This is a genomic window from Aurantimonas coralicida DSM 14790, assembly GCF_000421645.1.
Taxonomy (GTDB): domain Bacteria; phylum Pseudomonadota; class Alphaproteobacteria; order Rhizobiales; family Rhizobiaceae; genus Aurantimonas; species Aurantimonas coralicida.
The window spans coordinates 1-23,989 of sequence record NZ_ATXK01000013.1; the positions used below are offsets into that span (position 1 = coordinate 1).

The 23,989-nt window shown below is 62.1% G+C and carries 19 protein-coding genes; 15 read left to right on the forward strand and 4 right to left on the reverse strand.

Translation table 11 applies throughout. The features are described from left to right. The 3 genes from H536_RS24810 to H536_RS22855 all read left to right on the forward strand — a co-directional run. Positions 1-299 (forward strand): hypothetical protein (locus H536_RS24810; RefSeq protein WP_024352086.1); only part of this gene is annotated, 299 nt, incomplete at its 5' end. Between the two features lie 568 nt (positions 300-867). Continuing rightward, the gene (locus tag H536_RS24570; RefSeq protein WP_155898568.1) at positions 868-1,932 is read left to right on the forward strand and encodes a hypothetical protein; all 1,065 of its coding nucleotides are present in this window, start codon (positions 868-870) and stop codon (positions 1,930-1,932) included. Positions 1,933-2,014: 82 nt separating this feature from the next. After that, on the forward strand, positions 2,015-3,472 hold the full coding sequence (locus tag H536_RS22855) for a phage/plasmid primase, P4 family (RefSeq protein ID WP_060577001.1): 1,458 nt from the start codon (positions 2,015-2,017) through the stop codon (positions 3,470-3,472). 676 nt (positions 3,473-4,148) lie between these two features. Here the strand turns inward: H536_RS22855 and H536_RS25520 are convergent. Next, a complete protein-coding gene (locus H536_RS25520; RefSeq protein WP_373279297.1) occupies positions 4,149-4,910 on the reverse strand; it encodes a putative phage abortive infection protein in 762 nt (253 codons plus the stop codon). 420 nt (positions 4,911-5,330) lie between these two features. Then, positions 5,331-6,380: a hypothetical protein gene (locus H536_RS24575; protein WP_155898570.1), complete on the reverse strand. Its 1,050-nt coding sequence runs from the start codon at positions 6,378-6,380 to the stop codon at positions 5,331-5,333. A gap of 135 nt (positions 6,381-6,515) precedes the next feature. On the opposite strand from H536_RS24575, the gene H536_RS0119740 reads away from it, so the two are divergent. Both H536_RS0119740 and H536_RS0119745 read left to right on the forward strand, forming a co-directional pair. After that, the gene (locus tag H536_RS0119740) at positions 6,516-7,523 is read left to right on the forward strand and encodes a peptidoglycan-binding domain-containing protein (RefSeq protein ID WP_024352088.1); all 1,008 of its coding nucleotides are present in this window, start codon (positions 6,516-6,518) and stop codon (positions 7,521-7,523) included. 103 nt (positions 7,524-7,626) lie between these two features. Beyond that, positions 7,627-11,268 carry a DUF7379 domain-containing protein gene (locus H536_RS0119745; RefSeq protein ID WP_024352089.1) on the forward strand — a complete coding sequence of 1,214 codons (3,642 nt, stop codon included), beginning with the start codon at positions 7,627-7,629 and terminating at the stop codon, positions 11,266-11,268. A 375-nt stretch (positions 11,269-11,643) separates the two neighbouring features. Here H536_RS0119745 and H536_RS0119750 read toward each other — a convergent pair whose 3' ends face one another. Beyond that, the gene (locus H536_RS0119750) at positions 11,644-12,552 is read right to left on the reverse strand and encodes a LysR family transcriptional regulator (protein ID WP_024352090.1); all 909 of its coding nucleotides are present in this window, start codon (positions 12,550-12,552) and stop codon (positions 11,644-11,646) included. 102 nt (positions 12,553-12,654) lie between these two features. Here H536_RS0119750 and H536_RS0119755 point away from each other — a divergent pair, with 102 nt between their 5' ends. From H536_RS0119755 to H536_RS0119800, 10 genes are all read left to right on the forward strand, one after another. Beyond that, positions 12,655-13,329: an RraA family protein gene (locus tag H536_RS0119755; RefSeq protein ID WP_024352091.1), complete on the forward strand. Its 675-nt coding sequence runs from the start codon at positions 12,655-12,657 to the stop codon at positions 13,327-13,329. Positions 13,330-13,394: 65 nt separating this feature from the next. Continuing rightward, positions 13,395-14,357, forward strand: a complete 963-nt coding sequence (locus H536_RS0119760) for a Bug family tripartite tricarboxylate transporter substrate binding protein (protein ID WP_024352092.1) — start codon at positions 13,395-13,397, stop codon at positions 14,355-14,357. Next, the gene (locus H536_RS0119765) at positions 14,354-14,818 is read left to right on the forward strand and encodes a tripartite tricarboxylate transporter TctB family protein (protein WP_024352093.1); all 465 of its coding nucleotides are present in this window, start codon (positions 14,354-14,356) and stop codon (positions 14,816-14,818) included. The genes H536_RS0119760 and H536_RS0119765 overlap by 4 nt, the downstream gene beginning before the upstream one ends. A 30-nt stretch (positions 14,819-14,848) precedes the next feature. Continuing rightward, positions 14,849-16,354: a tripartite tricarboxylate transporter permease gene (locus H536_RS0119770; protein ID WP_244877523.1), complete on the forward strand. Its 1,506-nt coding sequence runs from the start codon at positions 14,849-14,851 to the stop codon at positions 16,352-16,354. Further along, positions 16,351-17,250 carry an NAD(P)-dependent oxidoreductase gene (locus H536_RS0119775; RefSeq protein WP_024352095.1) on the forward strand — a complete coding sequence of 300 codons (900 nt, stop codon included), beginning with the start codon at positions 16,351-16,353 and terminating at the stop codon, positions 17,248-17,250. Before H536_RS0119770 ends, H536_RS0119775 begins: the two co-directional genes overlap by 4 nt. Next, a complete protein-coding gene (locus tag H536_RS0119780) occupies positions 17,247-18,305 on the forward strand; it encodes an Ldh family oxidoreductase (protein WP_024352096.1) in 1,059 nt (352 codons plus the stop codon). Before H536_RS0119775 ends, H536_RS0119780 begins: the two co-directional genes overlap by 4 nt. A 534-nt stretch (positions 18,306-18,839) precedes the next feature. Further along, entirely contained in the window at positions 18,840-20,237 is a 1,398-nt protein-coding gene (gene tcuA, locus H536_RS0119785) for an FAD-dependent tricarballylate dehydrogenase TcuA (protein WP_024352097.1), read from the forward strand. Then, positions 20,224-21,414, forward strand: coding sequence for a tricarballylate utilization 4Fe-4S protein TcuB (gene tcuB, locus H536_RS0119790; RefSeq protein WP_024352098.1), 1,191 nt, complete (start codon positions 20,224-20,226; stop codon positions 21,412-21,414). Before tcuA ends, tcuB begins: the two co-directional genes overlap by 14 nt. Before the next feature lie 135 nt (positions 21,415-21,549). Then, positions 21,550-22,242 carry a GntR family transcriptional regulator gene (locus H536_RS0119795; protein ID WP_051141661.1) on the forward strand — a complete coding sequence of 231 codons (693 nt, stop codon included), beginning with the start codon at positions 21,550-21,552 and terminating at the stop codon, positions 22,240-22,242. A 109-nt stretch (positions 22,243-22,351) separates the two neighbouring features. Then, positions 22,352-23,308 (forward strand): hydroxymethylglutaryl-CoA lyase, encoded by a 957-nt coding sequence (locus H536_RS0119800; protein WP_029703737.1) that lies wholly within the window; start codon positions 22,352-22,354, stop codon positions 23,306-23,308. 27 nt (positions 23,309-23,335) lie between these two features. Here the strand turns inward: H536_RS0119800 and H536_RS0119805 are convergent, their stop codons facing one another. After that, the gene (locus H536_RS0119805; protein ID WP_024352100.1) at positions 23,336-23,986 is read right to left on the reverse strand and encodes a flavin reductase family protein; all 651 of its coding nucleotides are present in this window, start codon (positions 23,984-23,986) and stop codon (positions 23,336-23,338) included. Positions 23,987-23,989: the final 3 nt, after the last annotated feature.

The following is a 23,989-nucleotide window of genomic DNA, read 5'->3' on the forward strand; positions in this document are numbered from 1 at the left end:
TGACGTTTGATAACGACACCGCCTTCGCCCGCCACCGCCTGCTCGACGACCTGTTCGGCATGTCGACCTGGTTCTGCGACGCCTACGCTTCCTGGCAGAAGGGAGGCGTCGAAAACGCCAACGGACGATTGCGACGATGGCTGCCCAGATGGCTCGATCTCGACACCCTGTCCGAAGCCGATCTCCAGGACGCCATTGTCAGCCTCAACACCACGCCGCGCAAATGCCTCGGCTTCATCACCCCTTTCCAGTGCCTCCTCCAGGAACTTGGCAAGGACGTCCGAATCCGCTTCTCATGAGCATGTTGCGTTTCGCGCTGGAATCCACCACCGTCTAACCGGGCCGAGAAAAGAGCGCCCTAAGTAGGCTTCCGTACAGCGCCCGGCGAGCTGAAACACCCGGCCGCTCGCCCCACGCTTTCTTGTGCGGACTGGTAAACAGTTGGCCACGCCCCGGCAGGGAGAGGCAACATCTAATCCATTAGATGTGAATATAAAAGTAGATATATTTCCGGCGGGCATCGCGTCGTCTGGGAATATACTCAACATCGCTACGGACACTTATACCTTTTCGCCTGCCTGCGTGGACGGCTCCGTCTCTGCGCCCAAAGGTTCGATGGAGAATTCATCAACAATATCAACCATATAGACACATGGGCGTACTGATGCGAATAGAAGTGTAGAAAATATAGTATCGTTGCCTACTACAGCAGCTCATGAAGTTTTTTAGAGCTTTGCGTCCGTCCGTCCGTACGTCTCGCGCGGCGATAAGCAGGGTAAAAGCATCCAGACAATACTACCGGTCTGAAGAACGTCCTGCTGGGGGCGAACGGCGAAGCTATGTCTGAAATACACAAGGAAACGAAAAATGAAGCAGCATCATCATCCTCAAGACTTCCGCGTATCGAGTTATGAGCCGACACGCGTCGTTGACGTTTGCGAAGGCAACCATCCGCTCGCGACCGAAAACGAAATTATCGCTTTTTCCCAACGCAAGACACTTCAAGTGAAGACCTTCGAGCGGGTTGAAGGTAGCGCGGTCCGGTCACTTGGCTACAAATCCGCATATAAAGGCCGGCCCGTACGCTACTTCATCGCAGACATCATCGACCTCAGCCATTTTCTAAAGTGGGCCGAACAGTATCCGAAGATGACGGTGCTGCGTGGAAATCCGCTTACGCCGGGAAAGCGTGTGCGCCGGTTGATACATGGGCGTGAGGGCAACGCACCCTCTTTCGAGGACACCGCTCGCTCGTGGATCTGCGTCGACATCGATGATCTCTCGATGCCGCCAGGCTTGTCCTACGAGTGCCCTGTAGACCTCGCTGAATATGCCGTGTCGCAGCTGCCACGCGACCATTTCTCAGACGTGTCTTACGTCTGGCAACTTTCATCATCGGCCGGCGTCACGACACAAGATGTAATAAAATTGCACCTTTGGTTCTGGCTCGACGAGCCCCGGACGAGCATCCAACTGAGAGGCTGGGCGAAATCGTTGGGCGGCTTGATCGATCCGGCCCTCTACAACCCGGTCCAACCACACATTACCGCACGTCCCGTCTTCATTGGAATGGATGACCCATTCGCGATCCGGACGGAGCTTGTCCTGAAGCATTTCGCCTCCGTACCGGGCGCGGTCAACCTCCAAGCACCGCCTCCTACAGTTGGCACCAAACTCCCTCGGTTCAGGTCGCCCCCCCGTCCGCCGAAAAGCAACTACACCGGTCGCATCTCGCCTTCGCAGGGAGGCGATCAATTTGCCGGTTGGCCACCCATTCTCGCCGATATCAAGCGCGAACAGCATTTTCAATCATATCTGGCGGCTGCTGTTGAGTTATTTCAGCAGGGGCGGATCACGCCCCGACGAAGTAAAAGCGGCTCTTCGGCTGAGGATACCCCCGCAGAACACGAGCAACAGAGGAGATGTCCATGACATATACCTAGGAGATACATATCTCGATAGGCAAATTACCGAAGCACTCCGCTTCACTCAGATGCAAAAGGATTCTTGAAAAATGACGAATATTGTTCAAATGATGACCGGATCAGAGCATGCTGTGCCTCAGGCCGCGATTTCACCAATTTATCATATGGGGCACTCTGTCCCGTTGAAGATCGTGACTGATGATCACCTCCAGCATCTCTTTATGCAGGAACACAAAAGCAGATTCCGCTTCGACAGCTCCTCAAAGCGCTGGATGGTTTACGAAGCCGGAATCTGGGAACACGTGACCAAGGCGCAGGTTGAAAATGATTTACAGACATTCCTGCGCGAGAACCTAGTTTCGATCATTGAAGAGTACGGTCCACCCAAGGACGAGAAAGGCAATTGGACCGACGCCCACTACCGGCTAGCGTCGCGCTACTCAAGCCCGAGCGGCCAAGCCGCGGTTTTGCGGATGGCAGCCTATGTAAGCGCAAATCACGTCTCGTCGTTCGATTTCGACCGCGATCGGCATCTGCTGAATACCCCAACCGTCGTTATTGACCTGAAGACTGGGAAGAAGGAGCTGCACACCCCAGAACGCATGATGACGAGGCGCACCAGCGTCGCGCCATCGGGAATGGAAATCCCAGTGTTTGAGGCGTTTGTGAACGACTACACGCAGGGTGACAGCGAACTCGAGTCGTTCCTTCAGCGCTTCTTCGGGTTGTGCCTCACCGGAGAGACGCGGGAGCACAAGCTCCTGTTCCTCTGTGGCCCTGGAGGGAACGGAAAGTCCGTGCTGCTCAATGCAGTGCGGGAAATCCTCGGATCCTACGCTTGGATGTCGAACTCTTCGATCCTGATGAAAGGAGCTGAGAGCCGCCACACAACGGAAGTCGCTGAGCTTGTCGGTGCGCGCATGGTAACCATGAGCGAGGTCCCTGCAGACGGTATGTGGAGCCAGCAACGCCTTACAAGCCTTACCAGCGGGGATACGCAGACAGCACGCTTTATGTACCAGGATAATTTCCAGTTCGATCCTCAATTCAAGCTGGTTTTGGCAGGAAATCATCGGCCGGTCATTCAGACACCCGATCAGGCGTTCTTGCGCCGGATGCTCTTTCTCAACTCCACTTTTCGCCCGAAGACACCTGATGTGGCTCTGCCAGACAAGCTCAGACGGGAGTACGGCGGCATCCTTCAGTGGATGATCGATGGTGCGGTCGCGTATTATCAGGAGGGGCTGAAGATTCCGACCTGTATTAGCGAGGCGACCAAATATTATGCTGCAGATGAAGATGATGTCGGACAATGGTTTGAGGAGTGCTGCATCGCAGAAGTGGCAGCCTGGGTGACGATCCAAGACCTCTACACACACTACACAGAATGGGCTGAAGATAACGGCGCACGCGAGTATAAAAAGCGGGGCTTGTCTGAGCGCATCGCGGCGATGGGGTTCAGCCGCGATAAACGTTTAGGGCAGCGCGGATTTGTCGGGCTCAGTCTAACAATAAAAGATGCGTTCTCTGAGCCATATCGTCACTGAAGAACCTCAGTGCGGGCGAGTCCATTGCTCGCCCGCTCCCCTTTGCGATTCTAGTCGAAACCGAGCACGACGGTCGACAATTAAGCGAGTATGGAAATGATCGAACGGAATACTACGTATACTATTGGGCGCAATCTACGGATCCCGCTTGAACTGGCCGAATGCGAAAAATTTCTAAAGCCGATATGTAGCCGGGAGGCGCAGATCTCGCGAGAGATCGCTCGGCTTCCAAAGCACAAGGCTCTGCGTTGGCCGCATCGGATGTTTTACATAGGGTCGATGGCCCACCAAGAATGCCACGCAAATTGCATGAAGATGGCTGGAACGGATGAGAATGCTAGGCATGTTACGGGTTGGTGGATGATTAGCGAAGGCGTCTACATTCTTCATTCTGTTATGTTATTTGAAGGAAGATACATATGCATTACGCCTACGCTAGAAGAAGAGAGCACAATTGAATTTATCGACTTCCTCCCAGACATGAAGCTGCGGTGGTATTCCGAACCAACGCAATGGATTTGCAAGCGGGACGGACGGCGTGCTCCGTCAGTTGTGCGTTCCGATCCTAAGAAAACCATTCGTGAATACACGAGATACAAAGACATTTTGCAACTTGAGTCTTTACAACTCAACGCGTAAGATGAGCGTGGGAAACAGAGCTTAAAACAGCCTCCTGCTAAGTGCTGCCACGGGAGCGAAAGGCCGATGCATCATAGTAATTCTGTAACAGGCCTTTCGTACCGGCAGACGCGTACTTCAAGAGCCGATACTCTGTCACCAAATCGGAAAGATCTTTGGAAAAGTTTGCGAGGGCGTTCACTCCGACTAGGCCTGCTTCGTGGCTGGTAAGTTGGCTCCGCAATAGGCGTGCATAGCGGATACGCTCCTCTTCGGTCATCCATTCGTCCTCTTTGATATTACGGAGGAGTGTATAGATTAACCGGAAGTAGGGTCCAAGGCTGCCTTCATATCTTCCATGGATACGGAGCGCATAAACGTGGGCCGCCCTCTGCCGCGTTAATGGGTGAACACGTCGTTCGATTCCGAGCCAATAGCGAGCCTCGCGAAGTGCAGCCCGTACCGCAAGTGCGCCTGAGTGAGGTTCGGAAGACACTCGCCGCTTCCGCCTAGCCAACGCGTCGATATAGGCATCACTGTAGCGAAAATGTAGTCCCTCGCGCTCTTGGCGTAGGAGGTGGAGAAGTTCGAAGAACGTCCGTTCGAACCGTTGGACGTTGTGGCTTCTCTCTGATGCGTTAAGGTGAGCCCGTTGCGCCTGCATTTCTAAGCTCTGATCTCGCAGCTGCCGCCGCTGAAGCGCCAATGTCCATAAGACACCAATAGAGGCTGTGGCGGTAAATAGCGCGTTGAGCGCACCGAATGTGTCGCCCCAGGCTCCGGCATTGCCAATATCCCAGTGGATGTGCAGGGCATCCATTATAACGAATTGAAGCACCCACCCGAGCCAGAGAAGCGCAGCAAACAGGGCGGCAGGAATTATCCACAAAGTCAATCGTTTTCCTCGCCCTGCACCTTGTTCGACCTTTATACCGGCTTCGCACCATAGGAGCGGCCAGTCGCCGCGAAAGCAATCCCCGATAGTGTGCAACGTGGTTAGTCTTCTGGAGCGGGCCGATCGGGTGTACGACCCCGTTGAGCAGCTCGTAACGGCTGCTGGGCCCGGGACACGGCAGGGAACGATCGCGCACGAAAGTCCACGATAGGGTGATTTGGAGACGCTCAGCCCGCTAATTTCGTCGGTCCCACAGCTTGAATGTTTACGCCGAGGAGATCAATCCCGCCGGCAGAATGTGAGCTGTGGCGGAAACAATAGTAAATAGGAGTCCAAATGTGAGGCTTATTCGAGGAGCTCCCTGAATTTGTTGTGAAGCACTGCCTCCGGCATGCTATCATTAAGCTGCGATTTGGCTTTGAGCATGCGAATCAGATCTACATCAGTGAGAACTATTACGTAACCCTGAGAACGAGAGGAGGCGTCTTTGCATCGCTCATGCAATCGCTCGGCATCAGAGACCGAACGACATGTAAGGATTCCGAGTTTCCCACGATTGTTGTCGAATCGTCCTAAGAGTCGATCGATTTCGTTATTCGAAATGTCGTCAGTATAATTCTTGCACTCAACGATTACGACGTTTGCGTTGATGTTTTGATCATTCCGCCGTTGTGAAAAGAAGCCGGTGTCGGCTGCATTCGTGTAAACGATATCAATACGCTTACGCCCTCCGTGAATTTCCCATTCCTTGCGCGGTTGAATGAGGTGCGGGTAGAATAGCGCCTTCAGTGATCCCAGAACGAGCTTATGATATTCTTCAGCATGCGTACGCCCCGGGCGAACCGAGGCAAAGCGGGATGCAAGCATCTGACATACCGACGTTATATTCGGCCCATTTCCATCATCTAGTGTAATAAGTGCCTTCTGTTTACGCGCTATCTCCTTATAGAGTTCCAGGATTTCCGGTTGGTCTATTACCATCTGTGCGATGAACGTCTTTGACTTGGGATTTTGGTCGCGCACGTCCCACTTGAATACTTTTTTCTTCCCTTTGATTGTCTGAACTAAAGATCTGTTTGCTCGAAGATTTTCGGCGACCAAGAAATCAGTAATTTGCTTATTGTAAAATTCTTGACTGTCGAGCGACAGACGCCTCCGAACTATATATTTTGGCACGAGGAGAACCGCATCATTATCGATGTAGGGCAGCTGAACCTTACGAGAAACCCAATTACAACGATCAACATCCCAAAGGGATGGCCCATTGTAGTCCCTTGTCTCAATGCCATATATTTCGCATTGTTCTTGCGTATATTCTACCAGAAGGCCTCGAATGATGTTTGTGGTCAGGTCAGAGATTTTATCCCTGTCTACTCCTTCGACATAAAGCGCCATTTCCGATAAGTCTGTAAGCAATCCACTTTGAAATGCTCTGCTGACGTGCTGTCCAAGGGAATAAAAGTTTCTGTAGAGGAGGCGGCGAGCACAGTCGGTGGCATCTTACTGCGCTATCCTCCAAGGCCTGGCAGTATGGGGCATATTGCGCTCTGCGACGGCGCGGGCGGCACGATTGAGGCAAAGAGCAAGAGGGCGGGGGTCGTCGCCGACACGGTTCACGGCCGAACATGGCACACAGGCGTGCTTATCCCTGGGTTGAGCTATGCCCGGATCGACGGTCTCGATCTCTCGGGACCCACTTCCATCTATCGCATTGGCGAGACCAACATGGCGTCCGTCATCGTCCGTCGGATCCAGTCGGCGCTGAACGAACGGGGCTATGATCCCGGGCTCATCGACGGGGAGTTTGGTGCCAACACCGAAGCGGCCGTTATCGCTTTCCAAGAGGCCATGGGGCTGGTGGTCGATGGCGAGGTCGGCCCTGAGACAGCCGATGCGCTAGGTATTTCGTTCGATCCTTCCGGCATGGCAGTGCCTCCGCCTGTCGCCAGTCCGGTCGTCATCCCACAATCCGGATTGGCAAGCGACCGCACGGCGGCTGATACGCCATCCGCTCTGATCCCAGCTTTATTGTCCCTGCTGATGAAGGACAGGAACATGACCGAAGGTCCGCTCACTGGTTCGGATGCAACTAGAGATTCCGCCCTTTTGACCCTGCTTCAATTGCTCGCTTCGGAAAAGCCGCTAGATACGAACGATCTCCTTAAAATCTTGCGGCCGGACGCTCCCTTCGATCAACATGTTTACGAATCCTCGGACTTGAAAACACTCCTCTTGGCGCGGCTGTCACGCAGGCTGCTTGGCGAGGAAGCGGGCGACGGTAAGCCGGACATCGGGCCGGTGAATAGCGCCCTCGGTAAACCGGTCGGCAAATTCCTCAACGGCTACAAGAGCACCATCGGCATTATCGGATCCGTGCTCACCGGGGTCCTCGGAAGTTCGTCCAGTAATGGAGTTCTGGGCGATATTGCAGCCTCAATTCCCGCTCTCGCCGGAACGAGCAGTATCTTTATGCCGCTTTTCCTGGGTGTGGCTGCTTGGGGATTTCTCGGAAAGTTGGAAAAATGGAACAGTAAATAAGGTGCAACGGTCAGTTTATGGAGCAGTGCGTCGTCAGATCTGCCGAAAGGGTATGAGACGTAGGCAGGCAGGCGGCCGCTGATACGGAGGGAGGAAGGCTGCCATGGTCGAAACCGTCATCAACGAAAACACCCGCGTCATCCATGCCTCCGACGTGACGGTCGTAAGCAAAGCGTTCGAAGGCCCGGGCGGCATGCGCCGAGGTCGGCGCTCGGCTTTCGATATCGAGGCGCAGGCCGATCCGGAAGCGACCGATGCGCTACTTGATGCGCTGGAAGGTGACGATGCGGTAACGATCGCGGACGATTTCGACATCGTTCCAGTGGAAGCACCAGACGCGCCGAGCGGACGCCCTCGCAGGAGTACCGCGCCGGAGCCAAAAGATACCAAAGTCGAGATCGAGGTCGGCGATGACGAGTCCGCGGCGCTGCTTCTGGAGAGCGACGGCGTTTATGCTTGGAAGTTGCCGCGTGAGGTCCCAGTTCGCCGAAGGGGCGGCGAGGCGCCCGGCAAGACGCTGGTCTTCACGATCGACGTCGCCAGCGCAGAGGATGGCGGCGAAATGCGAAGTCGCCGCGGGTTGGGCGACTGGTTCGCCGGCAAGATCACGGATCCGATCCGTGCAATTGTTGTCAAGTTCGCGGCGCGCAGGACTATCGGCGTGGCCGAGCGTTCGTTGGAGCGTAATGTCAGGCCCGGACTGATCGTAATACGCGACTACAATATCAATGACTGGCGGGTCGGTGACAGGCCGCCGCAGGTCAGCCTTCCGGTCGGCGAGCCGGCGCGCATACTGTTGATGATCCACGGCACGTTTTCGAGCACCGTCGGCAGCTTCGGCGCACTGTCCGCGACTGAGGGCGGTCGGGCGTTCCTCGGCTCGGCCTTTGTGCATTATGACGCCGTTATCGCCTTCGACCATCGGACGCTGAGCGAGTCCCCGCAGGAAAATGCCGCCGCGATTATGGAAGCGCTTGCCGGGCTGTCCATTGCCCCCGAGAGTACCGTCGACATGATCGGCTTTTCACGTGGCGGTTTGGTCACGCGTGTGCTTGTGGAGAAAATGCTCCGCAAGGTCGGGTCGCCGCTGACGCCGAGGAATGCAGTCTTCGTCGGCTGCACCAATGGCGGTACGGCGTTGGCTAACCCCGAGAACTGGAAGGCCCTTCTCGACATCTTCACCAATCTGTCGGTCGCGGCCGGCAAGGGGCTGAGCTATCTCGGTGCCGGTACTTCCGGAACGATCATATCTGAAAGCCTGAAGACGCTAAGCGGCTTTGTACAGGCGATCGTCGACACCGCCATCACCGAGGAGATGGTGCCGGGCATCGCGGCTATGGCTCCGTCCAGTCAGCTAGTGTCCGAACTCAACGATCCCGGACGTGCTGCCGATACGGCAGAGATTTCCTATTTCGCGTTGGGCTCCAATTTCGAACCGCGGCTCTTCAATTCAGACCAGCGGACGGCGCTTTCGAAGAGACTCCTGGGCGCACTTGCCGATTTCGGCGTCGACACGTTGATGCAGCAAAAAAACGATCTCGTCGTCGACATCGCGGCAATGACGAAGTTTGGCGTCGATACTTCGCGTTTGAAGGACAAGTTGTTCTGGGATCGCAACGCGATTATCTACCATACCAACTATTTCGCGCAGAACGATGTTGGTGAACTATTGTCGAAATGGCTGATCGAGCGCAATGCGGGTGAGATCGCAGAGGCCGAGAAGCCGACCATCGTGATTGACGCGGGTATGCGTGCGCAGGAAGCCCTCGGAAGGATGGAAATTGCGGGGATCGACCTCTCGCAGACGGTCGTAGTCAGCCGACTGCACTATGGCGATTACGTCTTCCGTGCGGGCGACATAATAGAGAAGTTGCGTCGCGCTGATGCCGGTATGGATCTGATTGAGGCGCTCGACCTGCATGAAGGTCAAGTCGCCTCCCGTCGGCGACGTTCAGAAAACAAGCCGCTCGAGTTCCCGCCAACGGGCGAAATCGTCACTGACGACGAGTCCGACAATATAATTGCTGTGACCCCGTCGCTGATGCCGCCGCCAAGCGAAGCCAACGAGTTTCCGGCGACATCTGCGCAAGCGTCAACCGCGCCGCCTCTGGAGGAGGCGGAAGTGTACGGGGGGGTGGAATTTGCGGCGCGGGCGCGAATGAACCGGTGGACCAGCGGTCCGAGTCGGTATGGGCGCCGATCTTTGCGGACGCCTGCATCGGAGACGTTTGCTGAAACCGAGACCGAGCAGGCGGAGTGCAACTTCGCCGCCGAGATGGACCGCACGGTTCCGCTGGAGAAGCCGGCCGAATTGACTGTAACCATCTCGCGCGAGGAGATCGTAATCGCTGAAGGCAAGGCGGGCGCTCAAGCGAAGAAGACGGTTGCAACTGCAGACCCTATCAACATCGTTGTACAGCCGATCACCAATTGTTCCATGGTCGGTGATGGCCGCACCGAAATCGTCGTACCGAAGCCTGGCGAGCCGGAAGTCTACGTCTTTGAAGTTAAAGGCAAGCAGGCAGGCCCTGCGGAAATCTGGGTGGACGCCATGCAAGGGCGAAGAAGGCTCGCCCGGTTCGTACTTCAGCCGGAATTCGTTGCGTCGGGCAAGATCACGGCGGCGGCCGCCGTCGACACTGCGCAGGAGGATCCTCCGTTGGTCCGGTTGCGCATCCTCGATTCATCCGATGGCGATGGGGGACGCGATCTCACCTACCTGATCGAATCGGAGGATCTCGAGTTCCGTGACCAGGCCAGCCAAACAATTTCGTCACAGCAGCGCACTGCCTATCTCGACGGGCTGTTCCAGAAGCTGGAGGGAGCCTGGGGGTCGGGAATTAATTACAACCATTTCTTTGACGATCTCACCGACAACGGGTCCTACCTCTACAATGCCATTGTACCCGAGAAGATCCGCAGATTGGTGTGGGAGCATCGCGACAAGATCGGATCGATCGAAGTAGTGTCTGAGGAACCTTTCATCCCTTGGGAACTACTCTACGTCTCCGACCCACAAGATAGAGGTATCGGCGCAGGCACCCGTTTCCTCGCTGAAATGGGGCTGGTGCGCTGGGTCGCAAGCAGCTTCCCGCCGGCCAATCTCCGCGTGCGCTCCGGCCACGCCTGCCACATCGTACCCGATTACTCGTCGCCAGCAGGCCGGCTTGAAGGCGCAGAGCTTGAGCGTACAATGATGGCTAGTTTGTTCGCCAGCCGTAGTATCGCAGCGAATAGAAGCTCGATACTTGCTGAGATGAAGGCCGAAAGCGATGTCGATCTTTACCATTTCGCGTGCCACGGTTCTGCCGGGCAGGACAACATCTGGAACGCCGGCCTTCTCCTCTCCGCATCGACCGACCCAGAAACACGGGAGAAGATCGAAAGCCGGCTGACTGTCCAGAACATTGAGGCGCGGGCCGACCTGTTCAGGCCAGCCGGCGCCCGGCCGATCGTCTTTCTCAATGCCTGCCAGGCCGGCAATACCGGTGCCACTTTTTCCGGGTCTGGCGGCATGGCAAAGGCCTTTATCGAAAAGGGGGCCGGGTTGTTCGTGGGCGCATTGTGGTCGGTAGGTGACCAGACGGCACTGTCCTTTGCGCGGACCTTCTACGAAAGCCTTGCGAGTGGCAGGACTGTTGCCGCGGCCACACGGGAGGCGCGGCGAAAAGCGAAGGCCGACGCCGAGCCGACATGGCTTGCTTACACGGTCTATGGACATCCATATGCACGTTTGAGTCCATGAAGTAATTTCCCAAGAGAACGCCCGGTAGCCCCGCCAAGCCACGCTTCGGTTCCGATACGGATCGTTGCGACAAACGCGTAGTATTCCGGGTCGAAAAGCTTGATAGAGGTCAGGGATACATTGGCGCGTCATTCGGAGACGATCGCGACTCGAATATATGCCGCTCTCCTTGCCAACGCGCCGGCTCGCAGAGTCCATAGCGGCATGGAAAGCGGCGATTGCAGAGCTATTGAAAGATGAACTGATTGATCTTGTGCAATTGCGGCCCCGGGGAAGGGTACGCGGTGGGCAACGGACATTGCTGTCGAAGGCATCCACTACTGGCGGCCAGGTTCTGTCGCCCGAATTTTCAGCGCAAGGGCTCGTTGAAGCTCTTCATCCACCCGTGGTTTCGGCGGCGAGGCGGGCGCTGGTTTCGGCGTGATCGCAGAAGGCGGCGAGGATGGGGGAGGTGTCGCTGGCCCGCCAGCCGAGGCAGACCTGTACCGTGGGCGGTGTATCGGCGATCTCCACGTAAGCGACGCCCGGAATGTTCAGGCTGCGCGCGACCTCCGGCACGATCGCCGCGCCCATGCCGGCGCTGACGAGGCCGATCATCGTGTGGATCTGGGTGGCATATTGCTCGACCCGCGGGACGAAGCCGGCCTTTTCGCACATGCCGATGATGCGGGCGTAGAAGAGCGGGCTTTTGCGCTGGGTGAAGAGAATGAACCCGTCCTCTGAGAGGTCGCGCAGGTGCAGCCGGTCGGTGGCGACGAGTCGATGGTCGTGGGGCAGGGCCACCACGAAGCGCTCCTCGCGCAAGGGCCGGGCGCGCAGGCTGGGATCCGAGATCGGCGGACGCAGGATGCCGACGTCGATCTGGCCGTCGCGCAGCGCCGCCAGCTGCTCCTGGATGGTCATCTCGAACAGTTCGAGATCGACCCGCGGAAAGGCCAGGCGGAACCGGCGCAGGACGAGCGGCGTCACGCCATAGGTAGAGGAATGGATGAACCCCACGGACAGGCGGCCTTCCTGCCCCGCCTCGACCCGCCGCACCTCCTTGGCCGCCTGCTCGAGATCCGCCAGGATCCGGTAGGAGCGCTCCAGGAACATCCGGCCGGCCGGGGTGAGGGTCACGATGCGCTGGTTGCGGTTGAGCAAGGTCGCCTGCAGCCGCTCCTCGAGCTGCTGGATCTGCCGGGTCAGGGCCGGCTGGGCAATGTGCAGGCGGCGGGCGGCGCGGCCGAAATGCAGCTCCTCGGCGACGCAGACAAAGGACCGGAGCAGGCGCGTCTCGACCATCAGTGATGCCCTGTCGCTATCATTGAAGTGCCAACAATGTATTGGACGGAATGACCGGCCTCGGTCAAGCTCCCCGTGATGAAGAGCGGCAGGGAGGCCGGAGTGGCAGCAGGATTTCGTGTGCTGGACGGGCACGTGCGCAGTGACCGATCGCTGGTGGAGGCGTTCGCGCAGATTCCGTCGGCGATCATCAGCGACAATCTGAACCGCATGGTCGCCGCCGGACCGTCGGTGCGTCCGATGCACAAGGGTGGCACGCTGGCCGGCACGGCGCTGACCGTGAAGACCCGGCCCGGCGACAATCTGATGATTCACAAGGCGGCCGACATCGCCCAGCCCGGCGACGTGATCGTCGTCGATGCGGGCGGCGACCTCACCAACGCGCTGATCGGCGAACTGATCATCAGCCATGCCCGCTCGCGCGGGGTCGTCGGCTTCGTCGTCAACGGCGCGGTGCGCGACATGGACGTGATCGCGGTCGACGACTATCCGGTCTATGGCGCCGGCGTCAGCCATCGCGGCCCCTACAAGGACGGCCCGGGCGAGGTAAACGTGCCGATCGCGCTGGACGGCATGGTGATCGCGCCGGGCGACATCGTCATCGGCGATCTCGACGGCGTCGTGTGCATTCCCCGCGAGGAGGCGGAGAGCGTGCTGGCGGCGTCGCGGGCGCAGCAGGAGAAGGAAGCCGGCATCCAGGCGGCCATTGCGGGCGCCGGATGGGATCGCGCCTGGGTGGACGAGATTCTGAAGGCCAAGGGCTGCGAAGGCGTGTGAGGAGGGACGGGGCGCCGTCCGCGGCGGCCCGTCGGAAGACCAATCAACACAAGAGGGAGGACATCATGAAATTCGTCAAGACGATTGCCGTCACCATGGGGCTCGTCGCCGCCGCGGTGGCGTCGCCGGCCAGCGCCGAATGGAAGCCGGAGCGCCCGATCGAGATCATCGTCGGCTTCGCGCCCGGCGGCGGCACCGACCAGACGGCGCGCCTGATCGCCTCGGCCGCGCAGGAATTCTTCCCCGTGCCGCTGGTGGTGGTGAACCGTCCGGGCGCATCCGGCACGCTGGCCGCTGAGACCGTCGCCAAGGCCGAGCCCGACGGCTACACGCTGCTCGTCGCCGGCGGCAGCGAGAGCACCTCGGTGCCCAACCATCGCGAGATTTCCTACAGCCTCGACGATTTCCGCGGCATCCTGCGGGTCAATCGCGAGCACATGGTGATCGTCACCAAGAAGGGCAGCGAACTCGACAGCGTCGAGGCGGTGGTCGAGGCGGCCAAGGCCGATCCGGGCAAGCTGGCCTATGCCTCCTCCGGTCCTGCCGGCATCCTGCATTCGGCCTTCCTGGTGTTCGAGAAGGAAGCCGGCATCCAGATCCAGCACGTGCCCTATCAGGGCGGCGCGCCGGCTCTTGCGGCCCTGCTCGGCGGTCATGTCGACATGGCGATCATCACGCCGGGTGATGCCGCGGCACAGGTCGAGGCCGGCAATGTCAACGCCATCGCCACGACCTCGGACCGGGCCGAGCAGCTGCCCGACGTGCCGTCGCTGACCGAACTCGGCTACGACGTCGATCTGGAGAACATGAAGGGGCTCGTCGCACCGGCCGGCATTCCGGACGAGGTGGCCGAATATCTGCAGGACCGCTTCACCAAGGCGATCGAATCCGAAACCTTCAAGACCTTGGCCGAGCGCGGCAACATCACGCCGGGCTATCTCAGCGGCGCCGATTTCGAAAAGGCGATGCGCGACATGTCGGATTCCATCGCCAACGCCATGGGCGACACCCCGAAGACCGCGCAATGACAGCCACGCGGGTTGTCGCCATCGTCTGCGGCCTGGCCTCGGTCTACTTCCTGGCGATCCTCGTCCCGGAAGTGGGAGCCAGCGCGGCGGCGATGGGCACCGGCGATTTCTACTCGGTGGGGCCAACGGCCCTGCCGAACTTCGCCGGGGCGGTGACGCTGCTTCTGAGCGTCGGCGTCTTCGCCACCAGCGGGCCGGCCGCGGTCGATGGCGACCGCCGCTTCGGCCGCGGGCTCGGCGCCGGCCTCGTCTTCACCGTCATGCTGGTGGTCTACGCCCTCGCCATGCCGTCGATCGGCTTCCTGGCCGCCTCGGTGCTGTTCATGGTGGCGGTGTTCCTCGTCTGCCGCCCCGCCAGCTGGCTCATCGCCCTGATCCTGACGCTCGCCGTCCCGGTGCTGGTCGACCAGGTGCTGCGCAAGCTCTTCCTGATCCCGCTGCCGTCCGGGGCGTGGTTCTAACCACCCGAAGGGGTATCAATGGACCCGTTGTTGCAGGCCTTCTGGGGCTTGATGGAGCCGGTCACCCTGCTCACCCTGTTCGTCTCGGTGGCGGTGGGCCTGATCATCGGCGCCATTCCCGGCCTCTCGGTCAATATCGCGGTGGCGCTGGCCGTGCCGCTGACCATCTTCATGCCCACGGACCAGGCGCTGGTGACGCTGATCGGCCTTTACGGCGCCGGCATCTTCGGCGGCTCGATCTCGGCGATCCTTCTCAACGCGCCGGGCACCCCGGCATCCGCGGCGACCATCTTCGACGGCTATCCCATGGCCCAGCAGGGGCTGGCGACCAAGGCGCTGCGGATCTCGCTGATCGCCTCGGCCTTCGGCTCGATCTTCAGCATCGTCCTGCTCGTGCTGCTGGCCCCGCAACTGGCGAATTTCGCCCTGCGTTTCGGCCCGGTGGAGATCGCCTCGCTGCTGTTCTTCACCTTCCTGATCATCGGCATCCTGTCCGGCAACTCGCTGATGAAGGGGCTGCTGTCCGGCGCGATCGGCATGCTGCTGGCCACCGTCGGCACCGATCCCATGGTCGGCACGCCGCGTTTCACCTTCGGCTCGACGGCGCTGATGGACGGGCTGACCTATGTGCCGCTGCTGGTCGGCCTGTTCGCCGTGGCGGAAATCATCGAGGAGGCGACACGCCGCTTCTCCCAGGGCGAACGCAAGTTCGATCTCGGCGACGAGGACCTTGCGGCCAACCGCCTGCGCTGGAGCGAGCTCAAGGGCATACTCATGCCCATGACCCGCGCCTCGGCGATCGGCTCGGCCATCGGCATCATGCCGGGTATCGGCGCGACGATCGCGTCGTTCATGTCCTATGCCGACGCCAAGCGTTCGCTCAACAAGGACAACACCTTCGGCAAGGGCGACCCGCGCGGCGTCGCCGTCTCGGAAAGCGCCAACAATGCCGTCGTCGGCGCGACCTTCATCCCGACCCTGGCGCTGGGCGTGCCGGGCGACGCGGTCACCGCGATCCTGCTCGGGGCGCTCGTCCTGCAGGGCGTGACGCCCGGACCGCTGATCTTCATCACCTCGCCGGACATCGTCTACACGATCTATTTCGCGCTGCTGTTCGCCACGCTCCTGATGGTCGCGATCGGCTATTTCGCCGTGCGGCCGCTGGCGATGACGCTGCGCATCCCGAAGATCTACCTGATGCCCTGCGTCGCGCTGGTGTGCGTCGCCGGCAGCTATGTCACCCGCAACAACGTCATGGACATCTACGTGATGCTGGGCGCGGGCATTCTCGGCTTCGTCTTCAACCGGACCGACATTCCCGTCGCGCCGCTGCTCATCACCTTCATCATCACGCCGCCCTTCGAACAGGCCCTGCGACAGGCGCTCACCCGGTCCCAGGGATCGTTCGAGCCGTTCCTGACCAACCCCGTCTCGCTGACCCTCGGCGTGGCGGCGCTTGCCCTGTTCGTCCTCGCCGCCCACCGCAGCCGGCGGCAGGGCAGGGCGCAGCCAGTCGAAAGGACACAGACCCCATGACGGACACCATCGGATTCATCGGGCTCGGCGTGATGGGCGCCGGCATGGCGAAGAACATCCTGAAAGCCGGCTTCCAGCTGGTGGCGACGACCTCGTCGGCCGAGAAGGCCGACGCCTTCCGGGCGCTCGGGGCCGAGATCGTCGACAGCCCCGCCGCGATCGCGAGCCGCACGAGGCTGATCGTCACCTGCGTGCCGGATGCGGCGGCGCTACGCCAGACGCTGTCCGGCGACGAGGGCCTCGCCTCGGCGTCGTGGGAGGGCGGGCTGCTCGTCGACTGCTCGACCATCGCCCCTTTCGAGGCCGAGGAGATGGGGGCCGCCCTGGCGAATGTCGGCGCCGGCCTGGTCGATGCGCCGGTGAGCGGCGGTCGCAAGGGCGCCGACGAGGGCAAGCTGACGATCATGTGCGGCGGCAGCGACGCCGATGTCGCGCGCGCCCGTCCGGTTCTCGACGCCATGGGCACCAACATCCACCATGTCGGCCCGCTCGGCGCCGGACAGGCGGTCAAGGCCTGCAATCAGCTGATGGTCGCGGTGAACATGATGGGCGCCTTCGAGGCGGTGGCGCTCGCCCGCGCGGCGGGTGTCGATCCGAAGGTGATGCGCGAGGTGCTGTCCTCGGGCGCGGCGCGCAGCGGCGTCCTCGAGGCGCACGCCCTGCGCTACATCGAGGGCAATCTGGAGCCCGGCTTCCGGGCCGAGCTGATGCGCAAGGATCTCAGCATCGCAGCGGCCGTCGGCGCCCATTACCGGCGCGCCCAGCCGGCGACGGGCCTCGCCCATCAGTTGCTGGTCGCCGCCTGCAACAGCGGCTTCGCCAAGCTCGACAGCGCCGCCCTGGGGCTCCTCTACGATCAGATGAACGGCACCGACGACGAAAGGTCGACCCGATGACCCGCTTTTCCCTTGCGACGCTCCGGCCGTTCTCCAACGCGCTCTTCGAGGCGAGCGGGCTGAGCCCGGAGCATGCGGCGCTGGTCACCGACGTCCTGATCCATGCCGATCTGCGCGGCCACGGCTCGCACGGGCTGACGCGCATTCCGATCTATGCCGAGCGGATTGCCGCCGGCGCCGTCAACGCCAGGCCCGACATCCGATTCGAGCGGCCGGCGCCGGCCTTCCTGCAGGTCGATGGCGACAACGGGCCCGGGCCGGTGGTCAGCGATGCGGCGGTCGAGGCGGCCATCGCCACGGCGAAGGAGCAGGGCGTCTGCGTCGCCGCCGTCGCCCGCAGCAACCACAATGGCTCCGGCTCCTTCTATGTCGAAAAGGCGGTGGCTGCCGGCTGTATCGCGCTGGCCATGACCAACGCGCCGCCCTCCATGGCGGTCTTCGGCGGCCGGCAGGCGGTGATCGGCACCAATCCGGTGACCTTTGGCACGCCGGTGGACGGCGGCACGCCGATCATGATGGACATGGCGACCTCGGTGGTCGCGCGCGGCAAGGTGGTCGAGGCGGCCAAGCGCGGCGAGGCGATCCCGGAAGGCTGGGCGCTCGACGCCGACGGCAAGCCGACCTGCGACGGTCGTGCGGCCGAACGCGGCGTCGTCCTGCCGCTGTCCGGCCCGAAGGGTTCGGCCCTGGCGATCATGGTCGAGGTGCTGTGCGGCGTTCTGTCGGGCGGCCGCTTCGCCGGCTCGCTCGGCAATCTCTACAGCGATTTCGAGACGCCGCAGGATATCGGCCATTTCATGCTGCTGATCGACGTCTCGCGCATTCATGCGTCGAGCGGCTATGCGGCCCGGGTGCGCGATCTCGTCCTCGAACTGAAGGACAGCGCCACCGCCGAAGGCTTCTCCGAGATCAAGATGCCCGGAGAGGTCGAGATGGAGCGGGCGCGCAGCAACAGCGCCGAGGGCATCGACCTGCCGGACAATGTCGTCGCGGACCTCAACGCCACCGCCGCCAAATTCGCCCTGGCGCCGCTGGCCGAGACCGAACAGGCCTGACCGAAAAGGCCCGGGTGCTTCGTCGACCGGGCCTTCCACGCTGGCGGCGTCACGGTCAGCGACATCCGCTACCCAGCGGTTCATCGCTTAGGCGAACCGGTTCCAACTTCCGGCGGCGGGTTTGGCCGCCCGACGGACCCCGGCCGGAGCCGGGCGCGTTCGTTGAAGATCCCCCGCGCAGCGCGAATGCGCGATATGCGCTGGGTCAATGCTTTGTGGGGCATAAGCCGAGCCGGCAGCCTTGGGGGCGCCGGGTCCTATACCCACGACCATTTGCGCTCGCCCTACGGCGGTACCGTATAGCTGACCAGCGTTCGGGCCAGGGGCATGCTACCCGTGGTTATCCCCCGCCACACTTCTCCATCATCGCAACCAAAGCTCCGGAACGGCCTCCTGCGCGCTCCGTGCGCCGGATGCCGGCGTGCGGCGTTCCGTCCGATGAGGTTTCGCACGCTTGTATCCCGGTGGATACTTTGACATAAGTCGGGCCGGGGATGCCCGATCTGAATTCATCCGAAGGGACCGATGTCGACGATGGCAGGCGAGGGAGACCAGCTCGACGTACTCGTTGCGGGAGGCGGCAACGCCGCCCTCTGCGCCGCGATCTCCGCGGCCTGCACGGGCGCAAGGGTCATGGTCGTGGAGCGGGCGCCGAAATCCTATCGCGGCGGCAACACCCGGCACACGCGCAACATGCGCGTTGCCCACGATGCGGCGAACGGCACCCTGACCGGTCCCTATCCGGTCGAGGAGTATCTCGACGATCTGATGCGGGTGACCAAGGGAAGGACCGACGAGGAACTCGCCCTCCTGACCCTGGAGCGGTCCAAGGAATTGTGGGACTTCATGTGGGAGCAGGGGGTGCGGTTCCAGCCCTCGCTGGGCGGCACCCTGTCGCTGGGGCGTACCAACGCCTTCTTCCTCGGCGGCGGTCGCTCGATGCTGAACGCGCTCTATCGCACGGCCGAGGATCTGGGCGTGCAGATCCGCTACGACACGCGGCTCGTCGACATGGAGATCGACAACGGCTTCTTCGTCGGCGCCACGCTCGAGGTCGAGGGGCGCATGGAAGAGGTCGCGGCGCGCTCCTTCGTCGCCGCCTCGGGCGGCTTCGAATCCAATATCGAATGGCTGACCGAGGCCTGGGGCCCGGGGGCGAAGAACTTCCTCATCCGCGGCACGCCCTACAATCGCGGCGAGATCCTGCGCATGCTGCTCGACCGCGGCGTCGAACAGGTCGGCGATCCGACCCAGGGCCACGCGGTGGCCATCGACGGGCGGGCGCCGAAATTCGACGGCGGCATCGTCACCCGGCTCGACTGCGTGCCCTTCGGCGTCGTCCTCAACGCCAATGCCGAGCGCTTCTACGACGAGGGCGAGGATTTCTGGCCGAAACGCTACGCGATCTGGGGCCGGCTGGTCGCCGCCCAGCCCGACCAGATCGGCTATGTGATCATCGACGAGAAGTCGATCCGCTCTTTCATGCCCTCGGTGTTTCCGCCCGAGCGGGCCGATACGCTGGAGGAGCTCGCGACCAAGATGGGGCTCGATCCCGCCAGGACGCGTGCGACGATCGACCGTTTCAACGCCGCCTGCCAGCCCGGCCATTTCGACCACACCATCCATGACGACTGCCGGACCGAGGGGCTGGAGCCGCCGAAATCACACTGGGCCCGCACCATCGATCAGCCGCCCTTCTACGCCTACACGCTGCGGCCGGGCATCACCTTCACCTATCTCGGGGTCAAGGTGAACCGCGAGGCCCGCATGGTCATGGCGGACGGCACGGTCTCGCCGAACATGTTCGCGGCCGGCGAGATCATGGCCGGAAACGTCCTGGGCGAGGGCTATCTGGCCGGAATCGGAATGACCATCGGCAGCGTCTTCGGGCGGCTGGCGGGAGAAGGAGCGGCTCGCTATGTCCGGAATTGATCTGGCGTCCCTCGCCTCGGCCTCGCAGGAGGAAGCCGCGCGCCAGATGAGCGTGTGCAATGCCTGCCGCTATTGCGAGGGCTTGTGCGCGGTGTTTCCGGCCATGGAACTGCGCCGCGACTTCGCCGGCGGCGACGTCGATTTCCTCGCCAATCTCTGCCACAATTGCGGGGCCTGCTACTACGATTGCCAGTACGCCCCGCCGCACGAATTCGCCATCAACGTGCCGGTCGCCATGGCCGAGCTCCGCGACGAAACCTATGCCCGTTACGCCTGGCCGCCGGTCTTCTCCGGCGTCTTTCAGCGCAACGGTCTCTGGGTGGCCCTGGCCGCGGCGGGATCGGTCGCCGCCTTCCTGATCGGTTTTGCCGCCTGGCAGGACGCCTCGGTGCTGTTCGGCGTCCATACCGGCGAGGGGGCCTTCTACCGGCTGATGCCCCACAACACCATGGTCGCCATCTTCGGCGGCGTCTTCCTCTACGCCATGGTGGCGCTCGGGATGGGCGTGCGGTCCTTCTGGAGGGCCAGCGGCCCGGTGCAGGACCTGCGCCTGTCGTCGCTGTGGCAGGCAGTCAAGGATACCAGCCGGCTGCGCTATCTCGACGGCGGCGGCATGGGCTGCATGGACGAGAGCGAGCGGCCCAACGATCGCCGGCGCCTCTACCATCATTTCACCTATTACGGCTTCCTGCTCTGCTTCGCCTCGACCTCCTCGGGCACGCTGTTCCACTATTTCGGCTGGGAAGCGCCCTATCCGGTCTGGCATCCGACCGTGATCCTCGGGGTTCTCGGCGGGATCGGCCTCGTCATCGGGCCGATCGGACTGTTTCGCCAGCGCGAGCGCCGCGACGTCGCCATCCGCCGCGACGACCGCACGGGCATGGGCGCGGCCTTCCTGTGGATGCTGCTCCTGACCAGCGTCACCGGCCTGGCGCTGCTTGTCTTTCGCGCCACGCCGGCCATGGGCGTCCTGCTCGCCGTCCATCTCGGCGTCGTCTTCGCGCTGTTCCTGACATTTCCCTATGGCAAGTTCGTCCACGGCATCTATCGCTTCACGGCCCTCGTGCGCCATGCCCACGAACAGCGGCTGGCCCATGGCGACGTCGCGGTGAATGCCCCGCCGGCCGGCGAGCGCAAGCGCACGTTGCTGCCGGTGGCCGGCCAATCGCAGGCCTGAGGACGGGCCGGTCCGGATTGGCGTCGTGATCGCGAACCTGCGGGGGCGGCGCCGGCGGGTGGGCCTGTGCTATGGTTCCGGTCGCACGCCCGGCATTTCGAAATGGGTGCCGTTTCCAACCGGATATGGACAGACATGAGCAAATCGGATGTCTCGCGCGGCGAGACCGCTTACCAGCAGTTGAAAGCCGCCATCCAGGCCGGCGAGATGCCGCCCGGATCGCGGGTCAGGGAACTGGAGATCGCCGAGCGTCTCGGCCTCAGCCGCACGCCGGCCCGCGAGGCGATCCGCCGGCTCGAGGCGGAAGGACTGATCTCCTTCACCCCGCGATTCGGCGCCGTGGTCTCCAAGCTCGATCACCAGGAAACCATCGAGCTCTATGACATTCGCGAGGTTCTGGAGGGCGCGGCTGCTGGCTTTGCCGCCCGTCACGCCTCGGTCGCGGAGATCGAGGAACTGGAGGAGCTGATCGCCTCGGAGGTCGACCATTTCGGCCAGTCCAAATCCATGGCCGACCTCAACCGGCTGATCCATTCGGCGATCTACCATGCGGCTCATAATCGCTTTCTCAAGCGGTCGCTGATCGGCCTGCGGGATTCCATGGCGCTGCTCGGCGGCACAACGCTGCGCCTGCCCGGGCGGGACGAGAGCGCCCATAACGAGCACCTCGCCATCCTCGCGGCCATCAAGGGGCGCGATCCCAAGACGGCGAACGAAGCCGCGCAGATCCACATCCGCAACGCCCAGCGCAGCCGCCTCAAGCTCATGCGCCAGGAATATCTGTCGCGCTCCAGCGACGAGGACGAGCCGGGCATCACCGACGACTGACCCCGACCGGCGCCGTGGCGCCGTACCGCCGGCATGGCGTCGGGCGCTCGCGCCGGTGCGGGCTTGGGGCCGTTCGGCGCGACGCCCGTTCAACACCAGGGAGACCAGCATGGCCGACTATCCGAAATGCGTGAGGATCAACGAGGAAGGGCCGCGCGAGGGCTTTCAGTTCGAGAAGGGACCGATCGCGACGGCCGACAAGATCGCGCTGATCGATGCGCTGTCGCAGGCGCGGCTGCCGCAGATCCAGGTGGCGTCCTTCGTCAATCCGGCCCGGGTGCCGGGCATGGCGGATGCGGACGCCGTGGTCGCCGGCATCACCCGCGCGCCGGGTACGGCCTACACCGCGCTGTGGCTGAACGAGAAGGGCTTCGACCGGGCGCTGGCCCATCGTGGCCAGCTCGATCTCAAGGGCTCGATCTCGATGGTCGCGTCGGAAAGCTTCATGCTGCGCAACCAGAACCGGGATTTTGCGGAGAACCGCCGGGTCCAGACGCGGATGGTGGCGCGCTATCTGGAGGCGGGCCTGACCGTCGAGCGGGCCTCGATGATGGCAGCCTTCGGCTGCAATTTCGAAGGCGAGGTGCCGGTCGCGCGTGTCCTTGCGGTGATGGCCGAGACCTTCGAGATCGCCGCGGAATGCGGCGTCACCATCAAGACCTATTCGCTGGCCGACACCATGGCTTGGGCGACGCCTGCCGCGGTGCAGCGGGTCGTTGGCGCGGTGCGCGAGCGCTGGCCGGAGCTGAAGGTCGCGCTGCATCTCCACGACACGCGCGGCATGGGCATCGCCAACGCCTTTGCCGGTCTGCAGATGGGCGTCGACACCTTCGATGCCTCCGTGGCCGGGCTCGGCGGCTGTCCGTTCGCCGGCCACAAGGCGGCCGCCGGCAATGTCTGCAGCGAGGATCTGGCGTTTCTCTGCGAGGAGATGGGCATCGAGACCGGGATCGACCTGGAAGCCCTGTCGGAAGCGGCGCGGCTTGCCGAACAGGTCGTCGGCCATGCGCTGCCCGGCAGCGTGATGAAGGCCGGCCGCCTCAACGCCTATCGCCGCGCCGCCTGAGGCATCAAATGCGTCCGGGGCGGGGGGTCAGTCGGTTCCGGCCCGGTCGCGCCATTCCTCCAGCGACATGCGCGGCATGGAAAACCGCGTGCTCTGGCGCGAATAGAGGCTGGCGAACAGGCGGCCGAGCGGCTCGTAATTGTCGATGTCGACATTCAGCGTCTGCGGATCGACGAGGCCCTGGCGCACATGGACGCAGAGCACCTCGCCCAGAACGATGTTGCGGCGGGGCGAGAATTTCAGCGTCTGCACCTCGCGGCATTCGAGCGCGATCGGGCTTTCAACGATCCGACCCGGCCCGACCATGGACGAGGCGGCGATGGTCAGGCCCGCCGCGTCGATCTCGCTTTCCTCCGGCGGCAGGTCGACGGCACAGATGTTCATCCGGTCGGCCAGGGCGTCGTCGACGAGGTTGATGACGAACTCCTTTTCCCGCGCGATGTTGTTGGCCGTGTCCTTGTGCTCGCCGGCCGCGTTCACCTGCAGGCCGAGAGCGACGATGGCCGGATCTTCCGACAGGACGTTGAAGAAGGAATAGGGCGCGGCGTTGTGATGGCCCTGAGGCGAGCGCGTCACGACCAGCGCGATCGGGCGCGGCACGATGGCGCTCGACAGGAGCTTGTAGCGCTCGCGCGGGGTCAACTCGGCAAGGTCGAAACGCGTGGTGGCGTCGGTCATGTC

Excerpts from the sequence above, each read along its gene's own strand:
- H536_RS0119775 (WP_024352095.1), top strand. The coding sequence starts at position 16,351 with ATGACGGACACCATCGGATTCATCGGGCTCGGCGTGATGGGCGCCGGC.
- tcuB (WP_024352098.1), top strand. The coding sequence starts at position 20,224 with ATGTCCGGAATTGATCTGGCGTCCCTCGCCTCGGCCTCGCAGGAGGAA.
- H536_RS0119800 (WP_029703737.1), top strand. The coding sequence starts at position 22,352 with ATGGCCGACTATCCGAAATGCGTGAGGATCAACGAGGAAGGGCCGCGC.
- H536_RS0119740 (WP_024352088.1), top strand. The coding sequence starts at position 6,516 with ATGGGGCATATTGCGCTCTGCGACGGCGCGGGCGGCACGATTGAGGCA.
- H536_RS0119760 (WP_024352092.1), top strand. The coding sequence starts at position 13,395 with ATGAAATTCGTCAAGACGATTGCCGTCACCATGGGGCTCGTCGCCGCC.
- H536_RS24575 (WP_155898570.1), bottom strand. The coding sequence starts at position 6,380 with ATGGCGCTTTATGTCGAAGGAGTAGACAGGGATAAAATCTCTGACCTG.
- H536_RS0119805 (WP_024352100.1), bottom strand. The coding sequence starts at position 23,986 with ATGACCGACGCCACCACGCGTTTCGACCTTGCCGAGTTGACCCCGCGC.
- H536_RS25520 (WP_373279297.1), bottom strand. The coding sequence starts at position 4,910 with ATGGATGCCCTGCACATCCACTGGGATATTGGCAATGCCGGAGCCTGG.
- H536_RS0119750 (WP_024352090.1), bottom strand. The coding sequence starts at position 12,552 with ATGGTCGAGACGCGCCTGCTCCGGTCCTTTGTCTGCGTCGCCGAGGAG.
- H536_RS0119780 (WP_024352096.1), top strand. The coding sequence starts at position 17,247 with ATGACCCGCTTTTCCCTTGCGACGCTCCGGCCGTTCTCCAACGCGCTC.
- tcuA (WP_024352097.1), top strand. The coding sequence starts at position 18,840 with ATGGCAGGCGAGGGAGACCAGCTCGACGTACTCGTTGCGGGAGGCGGC.
- H536_RS22855 (WP_060577001.1), top strand. The coding sequence starts at position 2,015 with ATGACGAATATTGTTCAAATGATGACCGGATCAGAGCATGCTGTGCCT.
- H536_RS0119745 (WP_024352089.1), top strand. The coding sequence starts at position 7,627 with ATGGTCGAAACCGTCATCAACGAAAACACCCGCGTCATCCATGCCTCC.
- H536_RS0119795 (WP_051141661.1), top strand. The coding sequence starts at position 21,550 with ATGAGCAAATCGGATGTCTCGCGCGGCGAGACCGCTTACCAGCAGTTG.
- H536_RS24570 (WP_155898568.1), top strand. The coding sequence starts at position 868 with ATGAAGCAGCATCATCATCCTCAAGACTTCCGCGTATCGAGTTATGAG.
- H536_RS0119765 (WP_024352093.1), top strand. The coding sequence starts at position 14,354 with ATGACAGCCACGCGGGTTGTCGCCATCGTCTGCGGCCTGGCCTCGGTC.